The following is a 19,006-nucleotide window of genomic DNA, read 5'->3' as shown; positions in this document are numbered from 1 at the left end:
TGCTTGATGAAGTAGGGAAAGTCTTAGAGGTCCTAACGGAATGCGGTTGAGTCGTGACCTCTGGCTGGGTGACCCAGTTGCTTAGGTGTGAGGAAGCGTGATCCCCAACCGTGGCTGGTTGATGACGAGTTGTGGTCGCGAATCGAGCCGTTGCTGCCTGTCCGACACCGTCGGCATCGGCACCCCGGCCGGAGGGCTCTGGATGACCGCAAGGTGCTGTGCGGCATCCTGTTCGTCCTCTACACGGGCATCCGGTGGGAGTGGCTGCCTGCCGAGCTGGGCTTCGGCTCAGGCATGACCTGCTGGCGCAGGCTGCGTGACTGGAACAATGCCGGAGTCTGGCAGCGCCTGCATGACGTGCTGCTGGCCGAGTTGCGGGCCGCTGACCGGCTGGATATGTCGAGGGCGGTGATCGACAGCTCCCACATCCGGGCGCTCAAGTGCGGCCCAAAACCGGTCGGAGCCCGGTTGACCGGGGACGGCCGGGCTCCAAGCACCACGTGATCTGCGATGCCACCGGCGTCCCGCTCGCGGTGACACTGACCGGAGGCAACCGCAATGACATCACCCAGCTCATGCCGCTTCTCAAGGCAGTCCCGCCAATCCGCGGCAAGCGGGGGCGACCGCGGCAGCGACCGCGGGAGCTCTACGCGGACCGAGGCTAGGACCACGACTGCTACCGCCGCCAGGTCTGGGCGAAGGGCATCAAGCCCGTGATCGCCCGTCGTGGCACCGAGCACGGCTCCGGCCTGGGCACCAAGCGGTGGGTGGTCGAGCAGACCATCGCGCTGCTGCACTGGTTCGGCCGCCTGCGCATCCGCTGGGAGATCCGCGACGACATCCACGAGGCGTTCCTCAAGCTCGCCTGCTCGCTGATCTGCTGGCGCCGCCTGCGAGCCGCATTCCGTTAGGACCTCTTAACCGACGGCCGGGCTTCGTCGATGGCCAGGGAACGACCTGCCAGCGCCGGCCGCGCACTTCTCGCGCGGGCAGAGGCAGGCGCCCGATTTCCAAGTCTGTTGGCCGGGGTCTGATGGTGGTCCGCCGTGGTTCACCCGCGGTCGCTCCAGGTCGTCGGCGGTCCCCGATCCGACCTGCCTACCAGTGCGAACGACTCCGAACGACAGTGAATGAGACGGAAACTGAGACGGCCCACGGCTCCCACTCCCGGAGCGCAAACCAGGCAGAAGCCCGGGAAAATGTACAGGGGTCCCTCGGGAACCACCTGGCGAGCCACGGCAACCACGCCGCAGCTCTTGTCCTGCTCTCCTGCGGAAGGTGAGAATCCCCCAGCCACCGGGTCACGGTGATCAGGGGCAGGACCTGGGGGCTGTCGTGGCGAAACGCATGAATTTGCTGGGAGAACCAGGAGTGGGGCTGTCGGGGGGACCGGGCAGGCCTGTCCCGAACCTTGCGGAGGTGCGGGCGGTGGCCCGCGGCCAGGTGTGGGGTGGGCTCATCGCGCTCCTCCTCCTCCTCGCGATCAGTCAGTTGCTGGTGCACAAGGACCAGCCACGGGACGTGGTCACCGGTGCCCACGGCCCCTTTCCCGCCGCATTCGGCACTGGGGGCCCGATTGCGCCTGAACGCGTCGTACGTCGGACTTCGGGACTCACAGAAGCCTTGGTCCACGGACTGTACGTACGTGATACGGCTTCGCTCCACGGCGTGACAGCGGTGAACGTGCGGACCGGCAAGGAATACTGGCGCTACGAGCCCCAGGACCCGGGCGCCCCCGTGGATACGCTCGGGGTGTCGGAACGCACCGTGGTGGCCGGCTACGCCGACGGGAGGCTGGTCGGCATCGATCTGCGCACGGGCAAGCCGCTGTGGCGCGCAGACATCCGGCACGACAACAACTATCGGGTCGTGACGCTCGTCGGTGGTCAAGTCGTTACCGGGGCGCCCGGCGCCGTGCGTGCCTTCGACGAGCGCGACGGCCGGAGTCTGTGGACGGCGAAGACGCCCAAGTTCTGTCCCGAGGCGATCGTCTACGTCGTGTACGTCCTGCCGGACCACCTGAGCGTCGCCTCTGTGTACTGCATGCCGGACGTCCGCAGGGACGAGTGCCACCTCCGGCTCGGCATCGACAACCGCACGGGCAAGGTCCTCTGGCAGCAGCGCACCGAGGACTTCAAGCTGACGGTCAGGGGCGACGAGCACACGCTGGTCGCCCCTGATCCGGACACCCCGGACACCGACCGGTATAACATCCAGCTGCTCGACGTGAACCGCCAAGGGATATCTCCACGCGCCGCCCTCTCCTTCGGCGAGTGGGACGCGGTCGCCTCGGGAGGCGGCATCGTACTGTCGGCCACCGGCCCCATTGACCAGTCCGAGGAGGACCACGACACCCTCCTGCGTGCCTATGGCACCCGGGACGGACACCTCGCCTGGCAGTTGCGGGCGCCGGCCGGTCAGGAGTACGGGTTGCCCGAGATCGCCGACGGGCGGCTGTACGTCGTACGCCAGCCGTTCCTCACCGACACGGACACGGGGCGCCGGATCCGCGCCGACCTGCTCGTGCTCGAAGCAGGCACCGGGCGCCTGCTCCACACCCTGCGGCTGCCGGCCATGACCGTTCCGGACGACGACAGGGAACTCGACGTCATCGACATCGCCGACGGGGCGGTGAGCATCAGCTGGGGAGACGGAGAGGGGGACGTGCTGTTCGCCACGGACTGACCCCTCCCTCGTGGCACGCACCTCGTCATCACCCGGCCTGGGCCTGGTGGCGCGTGGCAGGTCTTTCCGAATGAGGTCAGCGGAGTCTCAACGGCGAGGCAAAGGCTGTCAACAATCTTGAAACCGTCGTGGCGCGAGTCACCGTGGGTTCAAATCCCACACCCACCGCAGGTGAACGGCCCCTGACCAGGTAAGTCGGTCGGGGGCCGTTCTCATGTGCACTGTCCGTCAATCACCGCGGTTCCCCGTCAGTTACCGGTCGATCGGGCACGGCAAGGGCACGGCCCTTCGGCTACTCGTAGACGACAGCCGCGCTGAGGGCCCGCGCAAAGAACGTCCAGTCGCCGTCCGGCGGCAGCTCTTCGCCGAGGTACCGGTAGGAGCCGGGCGAGTCCGTGATCCACGCGGCGAGCGCACCGAGGTAGTCCTCTACGGTGCGGTTCTCCCACTCCTCGCCTCGTCGGTGAAAGTCGTCACAAAGGCTGTGGATCATGGCGGCAAGGGACTCACGAGTCATGACTTCCTTGAAGGGATCGGGCGCATCGTTGGACATGGCTGGACCGTAGCGTGGTCGGCGTAGGCCCGTCCGTCGATTGGTGACTGCTCCGCGCCAGCTTTGCAGTCTGGCCTCATCCTTATCAGGTCGATCACGGGGCTCCGTCAGCACTGGGCAACCGCCTTAGCACCTCGGCGGATGGTCCGCTTGGGTCCGGCGCCGGCCGTCGCTGTCCGCCCTTGTTGGTGTCAGACGCTGGTGTCAGAGGCCTCCGCATGCCCGGTCCTAGCGAGGGGCTTGTAGAGGGGTCACCATGATTCGGCCTGCAAGAACAATCTGATCACCTCCACGAAGATCCATATGGAGAACCCCAGACAGGCAAGCCACAGGCCCCACAGGATCCAGCGGGCCTCTCGTCGCATATGCATGAGGCGATCATCCTCACTCCTGGCGCTGTCGTCGGCGGGTTGCACAGCCACGCGGCAGCAGTGGGCGTCACCCTGTAGCACTAGTTTGGAAGAGTGCGTATGTGGATGTCCGTTGAGCTGGCGAAACGTTGACCTGGACCTTCCTGGGTGACTTGCCGACGTTCCCCGTTGTTCCCCGGCGTTCGCCACCCGACCGGGCACGCAGGGGACACGACGTCGTTCTCCCGACTTTCCCGCTCGGTACCCTCGCGCCCGGCACGGGTGTGGCACGCCTGCCCCGTTCACGGAATCCTGTGGAGTCTGGCCGGTCCCGTCCGTAGTCTGAGCGCATGGCGCATGCAAAGACCTCGTACGTCTGCCTGCCGTGCCGGGCCTCGTACAAGCAACCGTACGTCGGCGAGCACGAACGGCTGTGCCCGCGTTGCGCTGAACCGCTCATCCATGTTGGCTCCGCCTTCGCCGTGCCGCGTCGTCGGGACACCGCTGGCTGGCGGGTGCTCTCTGTGCTGTTGAACGCGGGTGTCCGTTTCCACAAGAGCTGTTGCGGTGGCCCCGGCTATCGACCGCGGACCCTCGGGGAGATCCGTGAACGCATGGCGTACGCCCGCTCGAGCGGGGAGCCGTTCGCCAAGGCATTGGTGCGCCGCGAGTTGCCCTAGCCAGTCTTTCTGGAAGTGGCACAGCCGATCTCTCACTTGGGCGCCTTTCCTGGCCGACCCAATGTGACCTGTGGGAACGCCGTCAGCCTCTGTCGTTGCCTGTCAACGTTGGTCTGCCTCGGACGGCTCGGGGACGGCCGAACGCCCGACCTCAGTACCGGAAGCGCGCGGTATCGCCATCGATCCGCAACAGGAAGTCTCTGATGACCTCACCCCCGCCTTCGGGTACCAATTCGAGGCCAAGCGCATAGATCGCCTCGTCAGCCTCGATGGCCGCGTCCTGGTCCTTCCGCTGCCATGCGGCCCGCGATGCGTCAATGAACGGTTTGAGGTCCGGCCAGCCAACTGAGGGCTCGAACCGACAGTCGGTCCAGAACATATCGACGGCTTCGAGTGTGAGGACGCCGACGACTTCACGACCTCGACGCAACTGCCAGACCTTGTTTTCCATCACGGCCCCCTTCATGGAGGTTGCACCGTATCGCGGCCGTGACCTCACAGAGCACGGATCTGGCACCGTCCTGATCTGCTGCTTCCGGCAGGAACCACCACTCACCCCAGCTGCCATCCCGTCCGCCGTCGACCCCCACACCGTGGAGCGGGCGTGGTTCCTGGCGTCCAGGTGGAGCGCGCCACTGTACGAACGACCTGGACGCCAGGGGCCGCGTCTGCTCGGCTCTGCCTGGGTCGACGGTGGACGGGATGGGAGCACCCCACGCACCCCACGCACCCCACGCACGCCACTCACGGGCCCGCGGTCGGCGACGGCGCCCCCTCCATCCCGGTGCCGGCCGATCCCCCGCCGGAGGCACTGTTCTGACCGTCGCGTATGCGGTGATCGACTCATGGCCACCGGCCCTTTCCACCAGTGGGCGCGCGTCGGCGCAGCGCGGGCGGAGCGGGCCGAAGGCAGGAGCCGGCGACTGGTCTCCATCACCGTAGGCCGTTCCCGCTGCATTCCGGCCGATGCCCTGCGCGAATTCATCACCCGCGAAATCGAGGAGGCTGCCTGATGGCCAAGCGGAACCCCAACGGCGAGGGCACCATCTACCGTCGCAAGGACGGCCGTTACGAGGGAGCGGGCTACGTCCTGATGCCGGACGGCACTTACAAGCGCCGACGGGTCTACGGCAAGACCTGGGAGGAGGCTCGGAAGAAGCTCACCGAGCTGCTCGCGAAGAGCGACCAGGGCATCCCTGCCGCCGACACGACCGAGAGCCTTGGCACCTACCTGGCCTACTGGCTTGAGCACGTCGTGAGCCACAAGGTGCGGCCTTCGACGGTCTACAGCTACAGCAAGTGCGTGAACGCGTACATAGTGCCCCGGCTCGGAAAGAAGAAGCTCGCCCGGCTCTCCGCCAAGGACGTACGGCTCCTCCTCGACTGGGCTCGGCAGGCATGCCAGTGCTGCGCTCAGGGACGTGACGCCGCCCGCCCGGCAGGTGAGCGCCGCTGCTGTGCCGCCACCCCCAAGCGATGCTGCGAGCGTCGGCTGTCGCCGCGCATGGTCCAGTACCTTCACGCGGTGCTGCGGAACGCCCTCCAGCACGCGGTCCGGGAGGAGCTGGTGCAGCGCAACGTCGCCAAGCTCGTGCAGGTGCAGACTCCCCGGTACCGCGTCGGGCGCGGCCTGTCCGTCGCCGAGGCGAAGAAGCTTCTGGCCGACGTGCGTGACGACCGGCTGAGCGCGGCGTACGTGCTCGCGCTGTACCTGGGGCTCCGACGCGGCGAGCTGCTGGGGCTCCACTGGTCGGACGTTGACCTGGACGGAGGATCGCTGGAGATCCGTACGGCTCTGCAGCGGGTCAACGGACAGCTGACACTCACCGCACCCAAGACGCGCCGCTCGGAGCGGCCCGTACCGCTCCCGGCCGTGTGCGTTGATGCACTCCGCCGGCACCGCGAGCGCCAGGCGGAGGAACGTGAAACCGCGGGGGAGTAGTGGCAGGAAACCGGCTTGGTCTTCACCACCCGGCGGGGTACTCCGATCGAGCCGCGGAACCTCAACCGGCACTTCTACCCGATCCGCGAGCGGCTGGGCCTGGACGTCCGCTTCCACGATCTCCGGCACACCTGCGTGACCCTGCTGCTCGGCCTCGGTATCCCGCCCCACATCGTCCGCGACATCGTCGGGCACAGCGCGCTGGACGTGACCATGAACATCTACGCGCACGCCGACATGACCGAGAAGCGAGCCGCGCTGGACCGGCTGGGGACCCTGCTCGCCGAGGAGTAAGTGACGGGCCCGTTGCCGTCAGAGACACGAAACGCCCTGGAGGGGAGATCCCCTCTGGGGCGTTTTTGCTGGTGACGGCTTGCGCCCCCGGCAGGACTCGAACCTGCGGCCAAGCGCTTAGAAGGCGCCTGCTCTATCCACTGAGCTACGGGGGCCTGGTGGCGGGACCAAGGATAAAGCTCCCTGTTCCTCGACCCTGTCGCTTCGCCTCCGTGGCTCGATGTGGAGGTTCGGTGAAGCGATCCCGATAATCGCAGGCAGGTACGAATCGTGCACCGCTTTTGGCGTGCGACGCACCGGGTGTTGTGCACTCGTTATGCCTGGGGTTTGCCTGTGTCCCAGTCGTCCCTTGCATCCTTTCTGTTCCGTCGGCGCGCAGACGTATCCATATGCTTCAGAAATCCCCCAAAATTGGGCATTCTTCGCATGTGGTGACCTTGGACGTACGGCCTCAGCTGCTCGACACACTCTCCGCGCTGCGCGACCGTGTCGCCGCCGCACGCTTTCCGCTACCCCTGCCCGGTGCCCCACGCGCGCGTGCCAACCGCGACGAACTCCTGGCGCAGCTCGACGACTATCTGCTACCGCGCCTACGGGAGTCCGGTGCGCCGCTGCTGGCCGTCGTCGGCGGGTCCACCGGCGCCGGCAAGTCGACGCTCGTCAATTCGCTCGTCGGCCGCCCGGTGAGCGAGGCGGGCGTGCTGCGGCCGACCACCCGGACGCCGGTGCTCGTCTGCCATCCGGAGGATCATCACTGGTTCAGGGAGATGCGCGTGTTGCCCGACCTCACGCGCGTGTGGGGGCCGGAGGAGGAATCCGACGAGCTCGCGCCCGCCGGCGACCACCCCGCGCGCGTGCTCCGCGTCGAGAGCGCCGACACCCTCCCGCGCGGACTCGCCCTCCTCGACGCCCCCGACATCGATTCCCTGGTCGCCGACAACCGCCTCCTCGCCGCCGAGCTGATCTGCGCCGCCGACGTCTGGATCATGGTCACCACGGCCGCCCGCTACGCCGACGCCGTCCCCTGGCACCTCCTGCGCACCGCCAAGGAGTACGACGCCGCCCTCGTCACCGTCCTGGACCGCGTGCCCCACCAGGTCGTCTCGGAGGTCTCCCGGCAGTACGGCGCCCTGCTCACCAAGGCCGGGCTCGGCGACGTACCCCGCTTCACCGTGCCCGAGCTGCCCGAGTCCGCCTGGGGCGCGGGCCTGCTGCCCGCCAGCGCCGTCGCGCCGCTGAAGAACTGGCTCGTGCACCACGCCCAGGACCCCGCCGCCCGGCAGCATGTCATGGCCCGTACGGCGTACGGTCTTCTCGACTCCCTCAAGTCCCGCATGCCCGAGCTGGCCAATGCCGCCGCCGCCCAGCACGCCGCCGCCGTCCGGCTGATCTCCGCCGTGGACGCCGCCTACGACAGCGAGCACGCGCGCGTGCGTGACCGGCTCCAGTCCGGCGCCGTACTCGCCGGGGACGCCCTCAAACGCTGGCGCGCCTTCCCCCTGGACTGCACCTCCGGCGAACTCCTCGACGCGCTCGTGGCGAGCCTGTCCGCCCTGCTGCTGTGCTCGGTCACCGCCGCCGACGAGCGCATCGACGAGGCCTGGCGGCGCGAGCCGGCCGGAGCCGGCCCGGCCCTCACCGCCGCAGAGTCCTCCGGGGAGAGCACCGAACACCGCATCGGTGTGGCCGTACGGCGCTGGCGGCGCGAGCTGGAGGAGTTCGCCGAGGACGAGGTACGCGAACTGCAACGTGCCGCCGCCGCACCCGACCCGGAAGTCGTCGCCGCCCTGGTCGCCACCGCCCTGCTCGGCGGACGCCGGGCGCGCGGCGCGGGCGAGGGGCTCGCCGAGCGGATCGGGGCGCATGGCGCGCTGCGGCTTCGCGACCGGGCCGGGCGGCTGCTGGGCGAACACGTGGACCGCGTCCTGCACACCGAACGCGAGCGGCGCCTCGGCCCGCTCGACGCCCTGGACGTCCGTCCCGAGCCCCAGGCCACACTCATCGCCGCGCTGTCGGTACTGCAGAAGGAGAGGTGACCGTTGACCGCCGTCACTGACCAGGACCACATGGATCACAGCGACCGCCCGAGGCACGCGGGACGCATGAGGGACAGGGAGCACGGCAGCCACGGCGACGACACCGGTACCGGACACCTGGAACACGGCGGGCATGTCGAACAGCACGGCGGTTGCGTGGAACACGGCCGTCACGCGCTGCCCGAGTTCGTGGAGCACGTGGACCGCCTTGACCCCATGAGTCGCGTGGATCACGCCGACCGCGTGAAACACATCGGCGGTCGCGTCGGTCACGCGGACCGGTTCGAGTACGTGGATCGCGTCGAGTACGGCACAGGTGTGGCCGAGCGGGCAGAGCGTCCCGGTCCTGGCACGGGGCCGGACGCCTCCGACAACTCCGGCGACCGCGCGGCCGCCGGTGAGGGCACGAACGAGGGCGACGGCGAAGCCGAGGCCGAGGCCGCGGACCGGATGAACCTCGACACGCAGGCGGGGAGGCACGCGGACACAAGGGGCGGGGCCACGCAGCTCTGTCCGCCGCACCCGCTCCCGCACCCCGCAGACGACGCCACCACCCCGGGAGACACGTACGCCCCCCAGACCACGTCAACTCCCCGACCCACAACACCCTCAGTCACAGCCACCTCCACCGCCGAACCGAATCACGCCACCGAATCAGTCATGGGGGCCCAAGCCATCACGACAAACCCAGCCATCACGGCGACCAAGCCAGTCAAGCCCCGTCGCCTGCTGCCGCCCCTGCCGCCCCTCACACCCATCCCCGCCTTCGCGCCGACCCCCGCCTCCCACGCAACTGCGGTCGCAGACACCGCCCCCGGATCGCACAAGCCCTCCGATCCCCTGCGGCCGTCAGAGGCTCCTCGGTCCCCCGAGTCCGCGAAGTCCCCCGACGACTCCACCGACTCCACCGACCCCTCCGGGCCCTGGGACGACGGCCTCATCGCCCGGCGGGTCACGGAGGCGACGGCCGCCGCTCTCGCCGCCGAACGCGTCACCGCCCTGGAGAGCGGCGGCCGCGGTCCCGGCAGCCAGACCCCGGCCCCGTTGGCGTACGACGGCCGGCTGCGCTCCCGGCTGGACGCCCTGCGCGAGCTGGTCGGGCTCTCCCGGGCCCGTGTGGAGAGCGAGACGCTCGCCGAGGCGGGCCGGGTACTGGACGAGGCGGCCGCCCGCCGCAAGCTCTCCGGCGGGCACACCGTCGTGGCCATCGCGGGCGCGACCGGCAGCGGTAAGTCGCAGTTGTTCAACGCCCTTGCCGGAGTGGCCATTTCGGAGACCGGCGTACGACGTCCGACCACCGCGGCGCCCATCGCGTGCAGCTGGAGCGACGGCGCGGCGGGCCTCATCGACCGGCTCGGCATCCCGGGCCGGCTGCGCCGCCGTCCGCTGCAGAGCCCGGAGGCGGAGGCGCAGTTGCGCGGGCTGGTCCTGGTCGACCTGCCCGACCACGACTCCGCCGCCGTGGAGCACCGCAGGCAGGTGGACCGGATCCTGAAGCTGGTCGACGCGGTGATCTGGGTGGTCGATCCGGAGAAGTACGCCGACGCCGTGCTGCACGAGCGCTATCTGCGGCCCATGGCCGGCCATTCGGAGATCATGTTCGTCGTGCTCAACCAGATCGACCGGCTGCCCGGGGAGGCCGCCGACCAGGTCCTGGACGATCTGCGGCGGCTGCTGGACGAGGACGGCATCGCACTGGGCGAGCACGGCGAGCCGGGCGCCACCGTGCTCGCGCTGTCCGCGCTCACCGGCGACGGCGTCGGCGATCTGCGCGAGAGCCTCGGCCAGTTCGTGGCGGAGCGCGGAGCGGCGGCACGCCGGGTGTCGGCCGACGTGGACGCCGCCGCGGCGGGTCTGCGGCCCGTGTACGCCGCGGGGCGGCTGGTCGGTCTCAGCGAGGAGGCACGCGAGGAGTTCACCGACCGGCTCGCGGACGCGGTGGGCGCAACCGCGGCGGGCGAGGCCGCCGAGCGGGCCTGGCTGCGCAACGCCAACCGCGCCTGCGGCACGCCCTGGCTGCGGCTGTGGCGCTGGTACCGGTCCCGGGGCGAGTCCAGCACGGGCCGCATCCCGGTACGGGCGGCCCAGCCCGACGAGGAGGCCACGGCCCGTCAGCGCGTCGAACAGGCGGTCCGTACGGTGTCCGACCGGGCCTCGACCGGGCTGCCTGCGCCGTGGACGCAGGCGGTGCGCGAGGCGGCCGTACGGGGGTCGCAGGGGCTGTCGGAAGCGCTGGACGACCTGGCGGCGCGGGCGGGACTGCCGCCGGGCCGGCCGCCGCGCCCGGGGTGGTGGCCGGCGGCGGTGCTGGTCCAGGCGGCGATGACCCTGCTGCAGGTCGTGGGCGGCCTGTGGCTGTGCGGCCAGATCGTCGGTGTCATGGCGCCGAACCTCGGAGTTCCGGTGCTGCTGATGGTGTGCGGGATCGTCGGGGGACCGCTGTTGGAGTGGAGTTGCCGGATGGCGGCGAGAGGCCCGGCCAGGCGCTACGGCCAGGAGGCGGAACGCCGGCTCCGGGAGGCGGCCGCCGGCTGCGGCCGGGCCCGGGTGCTCGATCCGGTGGCGGCGGAGCTCTTGCGGTACCGGGAGGTGCGGGAGCAGTACGGGCGCGTCGTACGGAGCGGGACCGGGGTGGAGTGAGAGCCCGCTCGGAGCGGGTGCGATGTGAGCGCGAGGGGCCTCGGTGTTTCCGGGGCCCCTCGGCGGTTTCCGGGGAGGGGCCCCGGGTGTGCTCAGGGGGCTCTTCAGCGGCGCTCCGGGCGGGGTGACGAGAGCCGCCGGCGACCGGGTCCCTCGTGCGGGTGGCGGGGTTTTCCACAGGTGGGGTGGTCGTCCACAGCTCCCAGCGGGTTCGGCGCGGCGGAGGCAGTCTGGCTGCGCGGCGATCGCACGGCGGGCCCGGCCTGAGGGACGGCGGACCGTGCGCGCGATCGGCGGGACGTGCGGGCGCGTACGGCGGTCGTATGCGCCCGCACGGCAGACCCGAACGGGCCCGCACGGCAGACCCGAACGGGCCCGCACGGCAGACCCGAACGGGCCCGCACGGCAGACCCGAACGGGCCCGCACGGCAGACCCGAAGGGGACAGCCGCATGACAGACACAGCCGTACGGGACGGCCCCGTGCGCGTGTCCGCCCGGCCGGAAGGGGCCGGGCGGGGGAGGGGAGTGAGGACGTGAACGAGACCATCGTGTGCGTGGTGGGCAACGTGGCGACCCAGCCGGTGTACCGGGAGTCGGCGGCGGGTCCGTCGGCCCGGTTCCGGCTGGCGGTGACGGCGCGCTACTGGGACCGGGAGAGGAGCGTCTGGACGGACGGGCACACCAACTTCTTCACGGTGTGGGCCAACCGCCAGCTCGCGGTGAACGTGGCCGCGTGCGTGGAGGTGGGCCAGCCGGTCGTCGTGCAGGGCCGGCTGAAGGTGCGCACGGAGGTGCGCGGGGAGCAGCAGCAGTGGGCCTCCGCCGACATCGACGCCGTGGCGGTCGGCCACGACCTCGCCCGCGGTACGGCCGCCTTCCAGCGCTCGGCCAAACCGGAGGCACCGCCGACGGCGACCCGGCCGGAGCCGAACTGGGAGACACCGCGTCCCGCCGACACCCCGGACGAGGGGAGCGGTACGCCGCAACAAGCGGCGGAGGCAGTCACGGTGACGTGACGTCAGTACCGGGTTGCCGCGGGGCGGAGCCGGACCGGGCGGGACCGGGAACCCGGTTGCCGCGGTGGCACCCGGTTGGCGAACTCCCCGTACGAACCGGTGGATTTGTCGATATGCCCAGCTCATGGACGGTCCCGGCGATAACGATTACGGATCGGATCGCCCATCGGATCATCCGACCGGCGGGAGAGGCTCCGGCTGATCCATAGGATGCCGGGCATGCCCCCAGGGGCTGCCGATTCTGCTGGTGGGACCGTCCCCCACGTCCAACGGGTCCTGCTCGAAGGGGAATTCTGTGCTTGCTGCGTTCAGTGGGTTCCGCCGTTCCGCCGGAGCGGCCCGCCTGGCCGCCGCCACGACGGTGACCGGTCTCGTGGCGGCCGGTGTGCTGTCCGGCGCCGGTACGGCCGTGGCCGACGGGACCGACGGGACACCGCAGAGCCAGGGCGGGGCGACGGCCACGATCAACGGCCTGAAGACCTACGGCGAGGCGGTGATCCACGAGGACGGCGGCGACCAGCGCGTGGCCGCGGGCCTGTTCGAGATGTCCGTCGACGGCGGCGGCACCCTCCAGACGTACTGCGTCGACCTCCACAACCCCACCCAGCGCGACGCCCTCTACGAGGAGACGCCCTGGAGCGGCACCTCGCTGGGCGGCAACAAGGACGCCGGCCGGATCCGCTGGATCCTGCAGAACTCCTATCCCCAGGTCAACGACCTCGCCGCGCTCGCCCGCCAGGCGGGCGTCGGCACCCTGACCGAGCAGGACGCGGCGGCCGGCACCCAGGTGGCCATCTGGCGGTACTCCGACCACGCGAAGGTCGACGCCGTCGACCCCCAGGCCGAGAAGCTCGCCGACTATCTGCAGAAGAGCGCCCGCGACCTCGGCGAACCGCAGGCCTCGCTGACCCTGGACCCGCCGGCGGTCTCCGGCCGGCCGGGGGACGTGCTGGGACCGGTGACCGTGCACACCAACGCGAACACCGTCACGGTGAGTCCGCCGCCGGACGCGGCCACCAGCGGGGTGCGGATCATCGACAGGACCGGCAAGGTGATGACGTCCGCGCAGGACGGCACCCAGCTGTACTTCGACATTCCCGAGGACGCCACGGACGGCACGGCCCAGCTGAGCGTGCAGGCGTCGACCACGGTGCCGGTGGGCCGTGCCTTCGCCTCCGACAGCCGCAGCCAGACCCAGATCCTGGCCGGCTCCAGCGAGTCCACGGTCGCCGCGACCGCGACCGCCACCTGGGCGGCCGGGGGTGCGATACCCGCGGTGTCGGCCCGGAAGAACTGCGCCAAGGGCGGCCTGGACATCTTCGCGGCCAACAAGGGCGACAAGCCCTTCACCTTCGAGCTGATGGGCGCCGAGCACACCATCCCCGCGGGCGCCTCGCGTACGGTGACCGTGCCGCTCCAGGAGGACCAGGCCTACGACTTCACGATCACCGGAGCCGGCGGCTTCAGCCACCGCTTCACCGGGGTCCTCGACTGCAAGACGCAGGGCGTGATCACCGCGCAGACGGCCCAGGACCACAACGAGCCCAGCCCCGCCTCGGTCGGCGGCACCACGGCCCCCGGCACCAACCTCGCCGCGACGGGCGGCTCGGCGATCACCCCGCTGATCGCCGGCGTGGCCATCGGATTCGTGGTGATCGGCGGCGCGGTCCTGGTCCTGCTGCGCAAGCGCGAACAGGCCGACGGCTGACGACGTCTTCCGCGGGAGACCACCGCGGCGGGCACGCACCGCCCCGGTGTCTTCCCGGAGGGAGCCTCCCCGTCTCTGTGAGGCCGGCGCCCGGACGACGCCGGCGGCCGTCCGGCCGGCCCGTGAGACCTCGGATCGGAAGGTGACCGGGTCCCTTGCGCGCCCGAGGGGACGGGGAATCGCGGGGTGGTTTCCGAGAGCGTCGCGCGTGGCCGGCAGATCATGTTCCCGGCGGGGTTGGAACATCCGACGGCCGAGAGGGACGCTGTTCTCATGCGCTGGCTCTTCCGCGCCTCTCTCGGGCCGGGAGCGGGCGATCACGAGCGCCTCCTCCTCAGGCTGGAGCAATGCGTCCCGTTCGCGGTCCTGCTCCTGGGGCTCGGCATCGAACTCTCGCCGATGCACTCCATATACACCGGGCCGCTCCTCACTGCGATGCCGGCGCTCGCCGCACTCACCATGGGCCCCCTGGGCACCCTGTCCACGGCGGTCGGCGCCCTGGCGGTCACCAGCACGTCGGCCAGCCTCCACCGTTCATGGGAGACCGGGCAGGTCTACAGCAACCTTCTCGCCCTCGTCGTGGTCTCGGTCGCCTGCGTCACCATCAGCAGCGTCATGCGGACGCGAAGACAACACGAGCTGGACCAGATCCGCCGCGTCGCCGAAGCGGCTCAGGACGTCCTGCTGCGGCCCGTGAGCCCTCGCCTGGGCCCGCTCCGGGCCGCCAGCCTCTACCTGGCGGCCGAGTTCGGGGCCCAGATCGGCGGTGACCTGTTCGAAGCCGTGCAGACCCGGTACGGGACCCGGATGATCATGGGCGATGTCCGGGGGAAGGGGCTGCCCGCCGTGCGTGCGGCCGCGGCCGTACTGTGCGCGTTCAGGGAATCCGTCCACTACGAGCGAGATCTGCCCGAGGTCGTCAGTCACTGCGCGGCCGCCATGGGCAGGGAGCGCGCCGCCGCCGATCACGACGAGGCATACCGGATGGAGTGTTTCGTCACCGCACTCGTCGCCCAGGTGACGAACGGATCCGTGGTCCAGCTGGTCAACCGCGGCCATCCGGCTCCGCTGGTACTGCACCGGGGCAGGGTCCACGCCATCGGCCCCAGCCTGCCTCTGCCGCCCCTGGGCCTGGAGGACCTGATGACGGGGCCCGAGACCGCCGCGGAGAGTTACGCCTTCGAGCCGGGCGACCGACTGCTCCTCTACACGGACGGCGTGGTCGAAGCCCGTAACGCGGCCGGCGACTTCTTCCCCCTGCCCGAGGCCATGGAAGCCGTGAGCGCGGTCACCCCGCAGCAGTTTCTGGAGGAACTCCATCAGCGGCTGATCAGCCACACCGCCGACTCCCTGAAGGACGACGTGGCCATGATCCTCATCGACCGGGTTCCGGACGACGCGCACGAGCGGAGCCCTGTCGCCCACTCGGCCGGCCGCAACCCCTGACCGCCTCCGGACCATCTCGCCGGCAGCGAACCCTCAGGTCAGAGCGCCCCGACCGTACTGGTTTCCATCCAGGGGTGGCAGTCAGGCAAGATGGGGTGTTACTTGCCAGTGGAGGGCATGAAAAGGCCCCTCACCAGCAGGTTCCCCGCCGATGAGGGGCCGTCTCAGGCAGCCTGGGCCGTCTCTGGGCCGTCGCCCGTCTTCGGGCCGTCGTGAGCGTGACCGGCCGCCCGGTACATCGCGGAGATGGCCTTCCGGGTCCGTGTCTCGCTGGACGGCATGAGGTGCGTATAGACGCGGAGGGTGAACCCCGGGTCGCTGTGGCCGAGGTAGAGGCTCACGGCCTTGATGCTCTCCCCGGCGTCCAGAAGCACCGAGGCGTAGAAGTGCCGTAGGGCGTGCATGCCGTGTTCGCGGGCCGCCGCGTAGCGCTCACCCTTCTCCGGGGTCGGGATGATGCCGGCGGAGGCCAGCGCAGGTTTCCATGACTGGTCGTTGAACCCCTGGCTCCAGATGGCAGCGCCGATGCCGCTCGTGAAGACGAGGCGGTGTGTGACTTTGGGGCCGGTCGGTGTCAGCCAGGGCAGACCGCACGATCCCACGGCTGGCTCGCCGGATCCTCGCAGCGATCGAGGCCCGAGCCGAGAGCGCCCTGGTGTACCTGGAGCACGGCCAGGCGCCGGGCGACGTAGCGGTGTAGTGAGGCCCGGGCAAGTGCCGAACGAGAGCCCACGACATTCGGTGTCCGTCGCCGGTACCACCGTGCGCGAAGACGGTGTTGGGACTCTTTGAAAGTCCCCAGCCCTGCTCTTCGCCCTCATTTGGTTGCGGTCTCAACCAGGGTCAGGTCCGCATGATCACGAGGTCGTTGTGTCGTCCGGCTGATCCGAGACAGGCCATCCGGGACAGATATTCCGCTACGGCTGTTGCGTAAAAGTCGGGAACACCCTACGGTCGATTTACGAAACATCCGTAGCGAAAAGGTAGGTGGGCGCGAAGGTGGCGCAACGGGGGCGGCCTCGGGACACGGAGGCGGATGAGCGGATTCTGCGGGCGGCACTGGAGCAGCTCATGGAGTACGGCTATGCCGGCTTCGTCGTGGACAAGGTCGCCGAGCAGGCCGGAGTGGCCAGGACGACGTTGTACCGGCGTTGGCCCACCAAGGATCACTTGGCCGTCGCGGTGATCGCCCGGATGCAGGACGACGTGGCCGTCCTGGAGACCGGTGACGTATGTGCGGATCTCACTGACTACGTGGAGCAGATCGCTCTGGGACTCAACCGCATGCGACGCGCCGGACGGCAGGGCGAGGAGGACGACCTTTCGGCCGGCGTGGTGGCCGAGCTGGTCGCCGCGGCCGCCCGACATCCCGACACAGGCGCGCTGGTACGCGCCGTCTTTGCCCGCCGCAACAAGCTCGTCCTGGCGCTGATCAACCGAGCCCGGCAGCGCGGTGCCCTCCACTCCGCCACCGACCCCGGCTTGCTGTTCGACCAACTTGCCGGCGCGCTCTACTACCGGCTCCTTATCACCGGCCAACCGATCGACCGCAGCTACGCCGAACGCCTCGTCACCGCCGCCCTCAACGGCGCCCTTCCCCTTCGGGAGAGCTGATGACCGTATTACCGGAAACCCCTGTTCGCCCGCCCCGGAAGCGCCTCCGCCTCCGCCGTCGTCGCCTACTCGCCGTGCTCGCATCCCTCCTCGCCCTGCTGGCCATCTACACCGTCTGGACCAACACCCTCCCCTACACCGTGAGCGCCTCGATCGAGCTCGACGCCACCCCCGAGGAAGTCTGGCGAGTCCTCACCGACCTGCCCGCCTATGACGAGTGGAACCCGTTCATCGTCTCTGCCGAGGGCACGGTCGAGAGGGACGCCACCCTGCACCTGGTGATGCACGATGAGACCGGAGACACCACCTTTACGCCCACCGTGCTGAACGCCGAGGCCGGCAAGGAACTGCGCTGGATAGGCCGGATCAGCCCCGGCTGGATCTTCGATGGTGAACACCGTTTCCTGATCGAGCCGTTGGGGGGCAGCCGGGTCAGACTGACCCAGAGCGAGAACTTCACCGGCGTAGCGGTCCCGTTCTACCGAGGCACACTGCACGCCAACACCCTGCCGCAGTTCGGCGCGATGAACCGGGCACTCGCCGACCGGGTCGCCGCCCTCCGGACCTCATGACCACCCGGTTCCGGCGGCGCGTGTCAGAGAGGAAGTCAGAACCAGAAGCTGAAGGGCATCAGCCACCTCGCGGGGTGGGGAACAAGAGCAGGTCCGGGGAACAAGCCGATCGCGGGTGGGGAATTCCAGAGATCCCCATCAACGGCAGGATTCTTGCCATCCGTCGAGCAGACAACGGCGCATGGGAGGCACCCGGAGGCGTTCTGGAACTGCACGAGGACCCACAGACAGGCGTCATTCGCGAGGCCTTCGAAGAGACCGGCGTCACGGTTCGCGTGAACGAGCTGACCGGCGTCTACAAGAACATGAAGCCAGGCGTCGTGGCCCTGGTCTTCCGCTGCGAACCAGTGGCCGGCACCGAGCGCACGTCCAGTGAGACAGCGGCCGTCAACTGGCTCTTCATCAAGCCCCGGCTGCGCTCCGCTCCGCCGGGCGCGCTTCCCGGCTCCGCTCCGCGCGACGCTCCTGCCTTCGGCCCGCTCCGCGCGGGCTGCGCCGACGCGCGCCCACTGGTGGATAGGGCCGGTGGCCATGAGCCGATCACCGTGTACGCGACGGTCAGAACAGTGCCTCCGGCGGGGGATCGGCCGGTACCGGGATGGAGGGGGCGCCGTTCACGACTGCAGGCCCGTAGTGGCGTGCGCTGGGGAGGGTGGTGGGTGAAGGTAGATCGTTGACCTCGGCGCGCCAGGTATCACTGCCGACGTCCCTGATCAGTCAGGCGGGGCCAGGGTGAGCTGGGCCCGATGGAAGTCGAAATGCTGCGTGGGGTACCGGTAGACGTCAGCCAGGGTCATCACATCCTTGAAGAACGGATCCCACCGCGTCGGAAACCGCATCATGCGCGCCAACTCGGCCTCTGTCTCGGCATCCAAGCGGCGACGAAGGGCCGCGACAGTGCGATCAAACTGCGCACCCATGCGGCGGTGGTTGAAGACTCGCGCACCGCCCACCGCCCCGAGATAGTTGATCACATCGAACGGGCGGGTAGACGCGTCGAGCAGACGAGACCAGGCTCTGCTCACGCCCAGCGGAAGATGGCCGAACATGCGTACCAACGGAAGCAACGCCCGCACGACCATGTAGCCGAAGAGCATGTGAAACAGCAGTTGCTCGTTGTTCCACCGCGTCCCCTGGCTCGGGCGACGCAGGTCCTCGGCCGCAGCGGTATCCAAGAGCCGATGGAACGCCACGCTCGCCTGCCGCAGCTCATCATGGACGACTTGCCGGTCCATTCGCCCCTCCTGCCTGACCATCGTGCATCGCCACATGATGACGCCTACTGGGCGGCCTGGCACCAGACTCATGGCTTCCCTTTAGGGGCCGTTCCTGGAGCCTTACAGGGCGCCTAGGCCGGGGAAGCACCACAGGCAAGGTGGAAGGGCGGGAGAACGGCGCACGTGCCCCCTGCGTGCCCGGTCGGATGGCGAGCATCGGGGAACAACGGGGAACCTCGGCAAGCCGCCCCC

15 protein-coding genes, 1 tRNA gene and 3 pseudogenes are annotated in these 19,006 nt (G+C 69.7%); 14 read left to right on the top strand and 5 right to left on the bottom strand.

Annotation, left to right across the window (positions count from 1 at the left end; genetic code table 11):
* The first annotated feature begins 114 nt into the window (after positions 1 to 114).
* A pseudogene (locus tag ACQPXS_RS18660) lies at positions 115 to 911 on the top strand (IS5 family transposase).
* 757 nt (positions 912 to 1,668) lie between these two features.
* On the top strand, positions 1,669 to 2,685 hold the full coding sequence (locus tag ACQPXS_RS18655; RefSeq protein ID WP_433450469.1) for a PQQ-binding-like beta-propeller repeat protein: 1,017 nt from the start codon (positions 1,669 to 1,671) through the stop codon (positions 2,683 to 2,685).
* Between the two features lie 292 nt (positions 2,686 to 2,977).
* On the opposite strand, the gene ACQPXS_RS18650 is transcribed toward ACQPXS_RS18655, so the two are convergent.
* Positions 2,978 to 3,238, bottom strand: a complete 261-nt coding sequence (locus tag ACQPXS_RS18650) for a DUF7660 family protein (protein WP_433450468.1) — start codon at positions 3,236 to 3,238, stop codon at positions 2,978 to 2,980.
* Between the two features lie 700 nt (positions 3,239 to 3,938).
* Between ACQPXS_RS18650 and ACQPXS_RS18645 the strand changes: the two genes are divergently transcribed.
* On the top strand, positions 3,939 to 4,268 hold the full coding sequence (locus ACQPXS_RS18645) for a deoxyxylulose-5-phosphate synthase (RefSeq protein ID WP_433450466.1): 330 nt from the start codon (positions 3,939 to 3,941) through the stop codon (positions 4,266 to 4,268).
* A gap of 151 nt (positions 4,269 to 4,419) precedes the next feature.
* Here ACQPXS_RS18645 and ACQPXS_RS18640 read toward each other — a convergent pair whose 3' ends face one another.
* Positions 4,420 to 4,719, bottom strand: a complete 300-nt coding sequence (locus ACQPXS_RS18640) for a hypothetical protein (protein ID WP_433450465.1) — start codon at positions 4,717 to 4,719, stop codon at positions 4,420 to 4,422.
* A gap of 394 nt (positions 4,720 to 5,113) precedes the next feature.
* On the opposite strand from ACQPXS_RS18640, the gene ACQPXS_RS18635 reads away from it, so the two are divergent.
* The 3 genes from ACQPXS_RS18635 to ACQPXS_RS18625 are packed head-to-tail and all read left to right on the top strand — an operon-like array spanning position 5,114 to position 6,504.
* Positions 5,114 to 5,281 (top strand): hypothetical protein, encoded by a 168-nt coding sequence (locus ACQPXS_RS18635; protein ID WP_433450464.1) that lies wholly within the window; start codon positions 5,114 to 5,116, stop codon positions 5,279 to 5,281.
* On the top strand, positions 5,281 to 6,210 hold the full coding sequence (locus tag ACQPXS_RS18630; protein WP_433450463.1) for a tyrosine-type recombinase/integrase: 930 nt from the start codon (positions 5,281 to 5,283) through the stop codon (positions 6,208 to 6,210). The genes ACQPXS_RS18635 and ACQPXS_RS18630 overlap by 1 nt, the downstream gene beginning before the upstream one ends.
* A 15-nt stretch (positions 6,211 to 6,225) precedes the next feature.
* Positions 6,226 to 6,504 (top strand): tyrosine-type recombinase/integrase, encoded by a 279-nt coding sequence (locus ACQPXS_RS18625; RefSeq protein ID WP_433450462.1) that lies wholly within the window; start codon positions 6,226 to 6,228, stop codon positions 6,502 to 6,504.
* An 82-nt stretch (positions 6,505 to 6,586) separates the two neighbouring features.
* Here the strand turns inward: ACQPXS_RS18625 and ACQPXS_RS18620 are convergent.
* Positions 6,587 to 6,659, bottom strand: a tRNA-Arg gene (locus ACQPXS_RS18620).
* A 273-nt stretch (positions 6,660 to 6,932) separates the two neighbouring features.
* On the opposite strand from ACQPXS_RS18620, the gene ACQPXS_RS18615 reads away from it, so the two are divergent.
* From ACQPXS_RS18615 to ACQPXS_RS18595, 5 genes are all read left to right on the top strand, one after another.
* Positions 6,933 to 8,540 carry a dynamin family protein gene (locus ACQPXS_RS18615; protein WP_433450461.1) on the top strand — a complete coding sequence of 536 codons (1,608 nt, stop codon included), beginning with the start codon at positions 6,933 to 6,935 and terminating at the stop codon, positions 8,538 to 8,540.
* 660 nt (positions 8,541 to 9,200) lie between these two features.
* Positions 9,201 to 11,180 carry a GTPase gene (locus ACQPXS_RS18610; protein ID WP_433455856.1) on the top strand — a complete coding sequence of 660 codons (1,980 nt, stop codon included), beginning with the start codon at positions 9,201 to 9,203 and terminating at the stop codon, positions 11,178 to 11,180.
* A 534-nt stretch (positions 11,181 to 11,714) separates the two neighbouring features.
* Positions 11,715 to 12,197: a single-stranded DNA-binding protein gene (locus ACQPXS_RS18605; protein ID WP_433450459.1), complete on the top strand. Its 483-nt coding sequence runs from the start codon at positions 11,715 to 11,717 to the stop codon at positions 12,195 to 12,197.
* Positions 12,198 to 12,492: 295 nt separating this feature from the next.
* Entirely contained in the window at positions 12,493 to 13,905 is a 1,413-nt protein-coding gene (locus tag ACQPXS_RS18600; protein ID WP_433450458.1) for a Cys-Gln thioester bond-forming surface protein, read from the top strand.
* 273 nt (positions 13,906 to 14,178) lie between these two features.
* On the top strand, positions 14,179 to 15,351 hold the full coding sequence (locus tag ACQPXS_RS18595; protein WP_433450456.1) for a PP2C family protein-serine/threonine phosphatase: 1,173 nt from the start codon (positions 14,179 to 14,181) through the stop codon (positions 15,349 to 15,351).
* A 164-nt stretch (positions 15,352 to 15,515) separates the two neighbouring features.
* Here the strand turns inward: ACQPXS_RS18595 and ACQPXS_RS18590 are convergent.
* A pseudogene (locus tag ACQPXS_RS18590) lies at positions 15,516 to 15,938 on the bottom strand (tyrosine-type recombinase/integrase); the annotation flags it as partial.
* Between the two features lie 400 nt (positions 15,939 to 16,338).
* On the opposite strand from ACQPXS_RS18590, the gene ACQPXS_RS18585 reads away from it, so the two are divergent.
* The 3 genes and pseudogenes from ACQPXS_RS18585 to ACQPXS_RS18575 all read left to right on the top strand — a co-directional run.
* Positions 16,339 to 16,965 (top strand): TetR/AcrR family transcriptional regulator, encoded by a 627-nt coding sequence (locus tag ACQPXS_RS18585; RefSeq protein ID WP_433450454.1) that lies wholly within the window; start codon positions 16,339 to 16,341, stop codon positions 16,963 to 16,965.
* Between the two features lie 74 nt (positions 16,966 to 17,039).
* A complete protein-coding gene (locus ACQPXS_RS18580; protein ID WP_433450452.1) occupies positions 17,040 to 17,537 on the top strand; it encodes an SRPBCC family protein in 498 nt (165 codons plus the stop codon).
* Positions 17,538 to 17,668: 131 nt separating this feature from the next.
* Positions 17,669 to 17,935 (top strand): annotated as a pseudogene (locus tag ACQPXS_RS18575) (NUDIX hydrolase); the annotation flags it as partial.
* A gap of 315 nt (positions 17,936 to 18,250) precedes the next feature.
* Here ACQPXS_RS18575 and ACQPXS_RS18570 read toward each other — a convergent pair.
* Entirely contained in the window at positions 18,251 to 18,772 is a 522-nt protein-coding gene (locus ACQPXS_RS18570) for a DinB family protein (RefSeq protein ID WP_433450451.1), read from the bottom strand.
* Positions 18,773 to 19,006 lie beyond the last annotated feature (234 nt).

This window comes from Streptomyces sp. CA-142005 (assembly GCF_050942335.1).
Lineage (GTDB): Bacteria > Actinomycetota > Actinomycetes > Streptomycetales > Streptomycetaceae > Streptomyces.
This window is presented reverse-complemented; position numbering and strand designations above follow the sequence as displayed.

Coding starts and splice junctions, on each gene's coding strand:
- ACQPXS_RS18610 (WP_433455856.1), top strand. CDS start 9,201: ATGGGGGCCCAAGCCATCACGACAAACCCAGCCATCACGGCGACCAAG.
- ACQPXS_RS18635 (WP_433450464.1), top strand. CDS start 5,114: ATGGCCACCGGCCCTTTCCACCAGTGGGCGCGCGTCGGCGCAGCGCGG.
- ACQPXS_RS18630 (WP_433450463.1), top strand. CDS start 5,281: ATGGCCAAGCGGAACCCCAACGGCGAGGGCACCATCTACCGTCGCAAG.
- ACQPXS_RS18570 (WP_433450451.1), bottom strand. CDS start 18,772: ATGGACCGGCAAGTCGTCCATGATGAGCTGCGGCAGGCGAGCGTGGCG.
- ACQPXS_RS18650 (WP_433450468.1), bottom strand. CDS start 3,238: ATGTCCAACGATGCGCCCGATCCCTTCAAGGAAGTCATGACTCGTGAG.
- ACQPXS_RS18595 (WP_433450456.1), top strand. CDS start 14,179: ATGCGCTGGCTCTTCCGCGCCTCTCTCGGGCCGGGAGCGGGCGATCAC.
- ACQPXS_RS18640 (WP_433450465.1), bottom strand. CDS start 4,719: ATGGAAAACAAGGTCTGGCAGTTGCGTCGAGGTCGTGAAGTCGTCGGC.
- ACQPXS_RS18645 (WP_433450466.1), top strand. CDS start 3,939: ATGGCGCATGCAAAGACCTCGTACGTCTGCCTGCCGTGCCGGGCCTCG.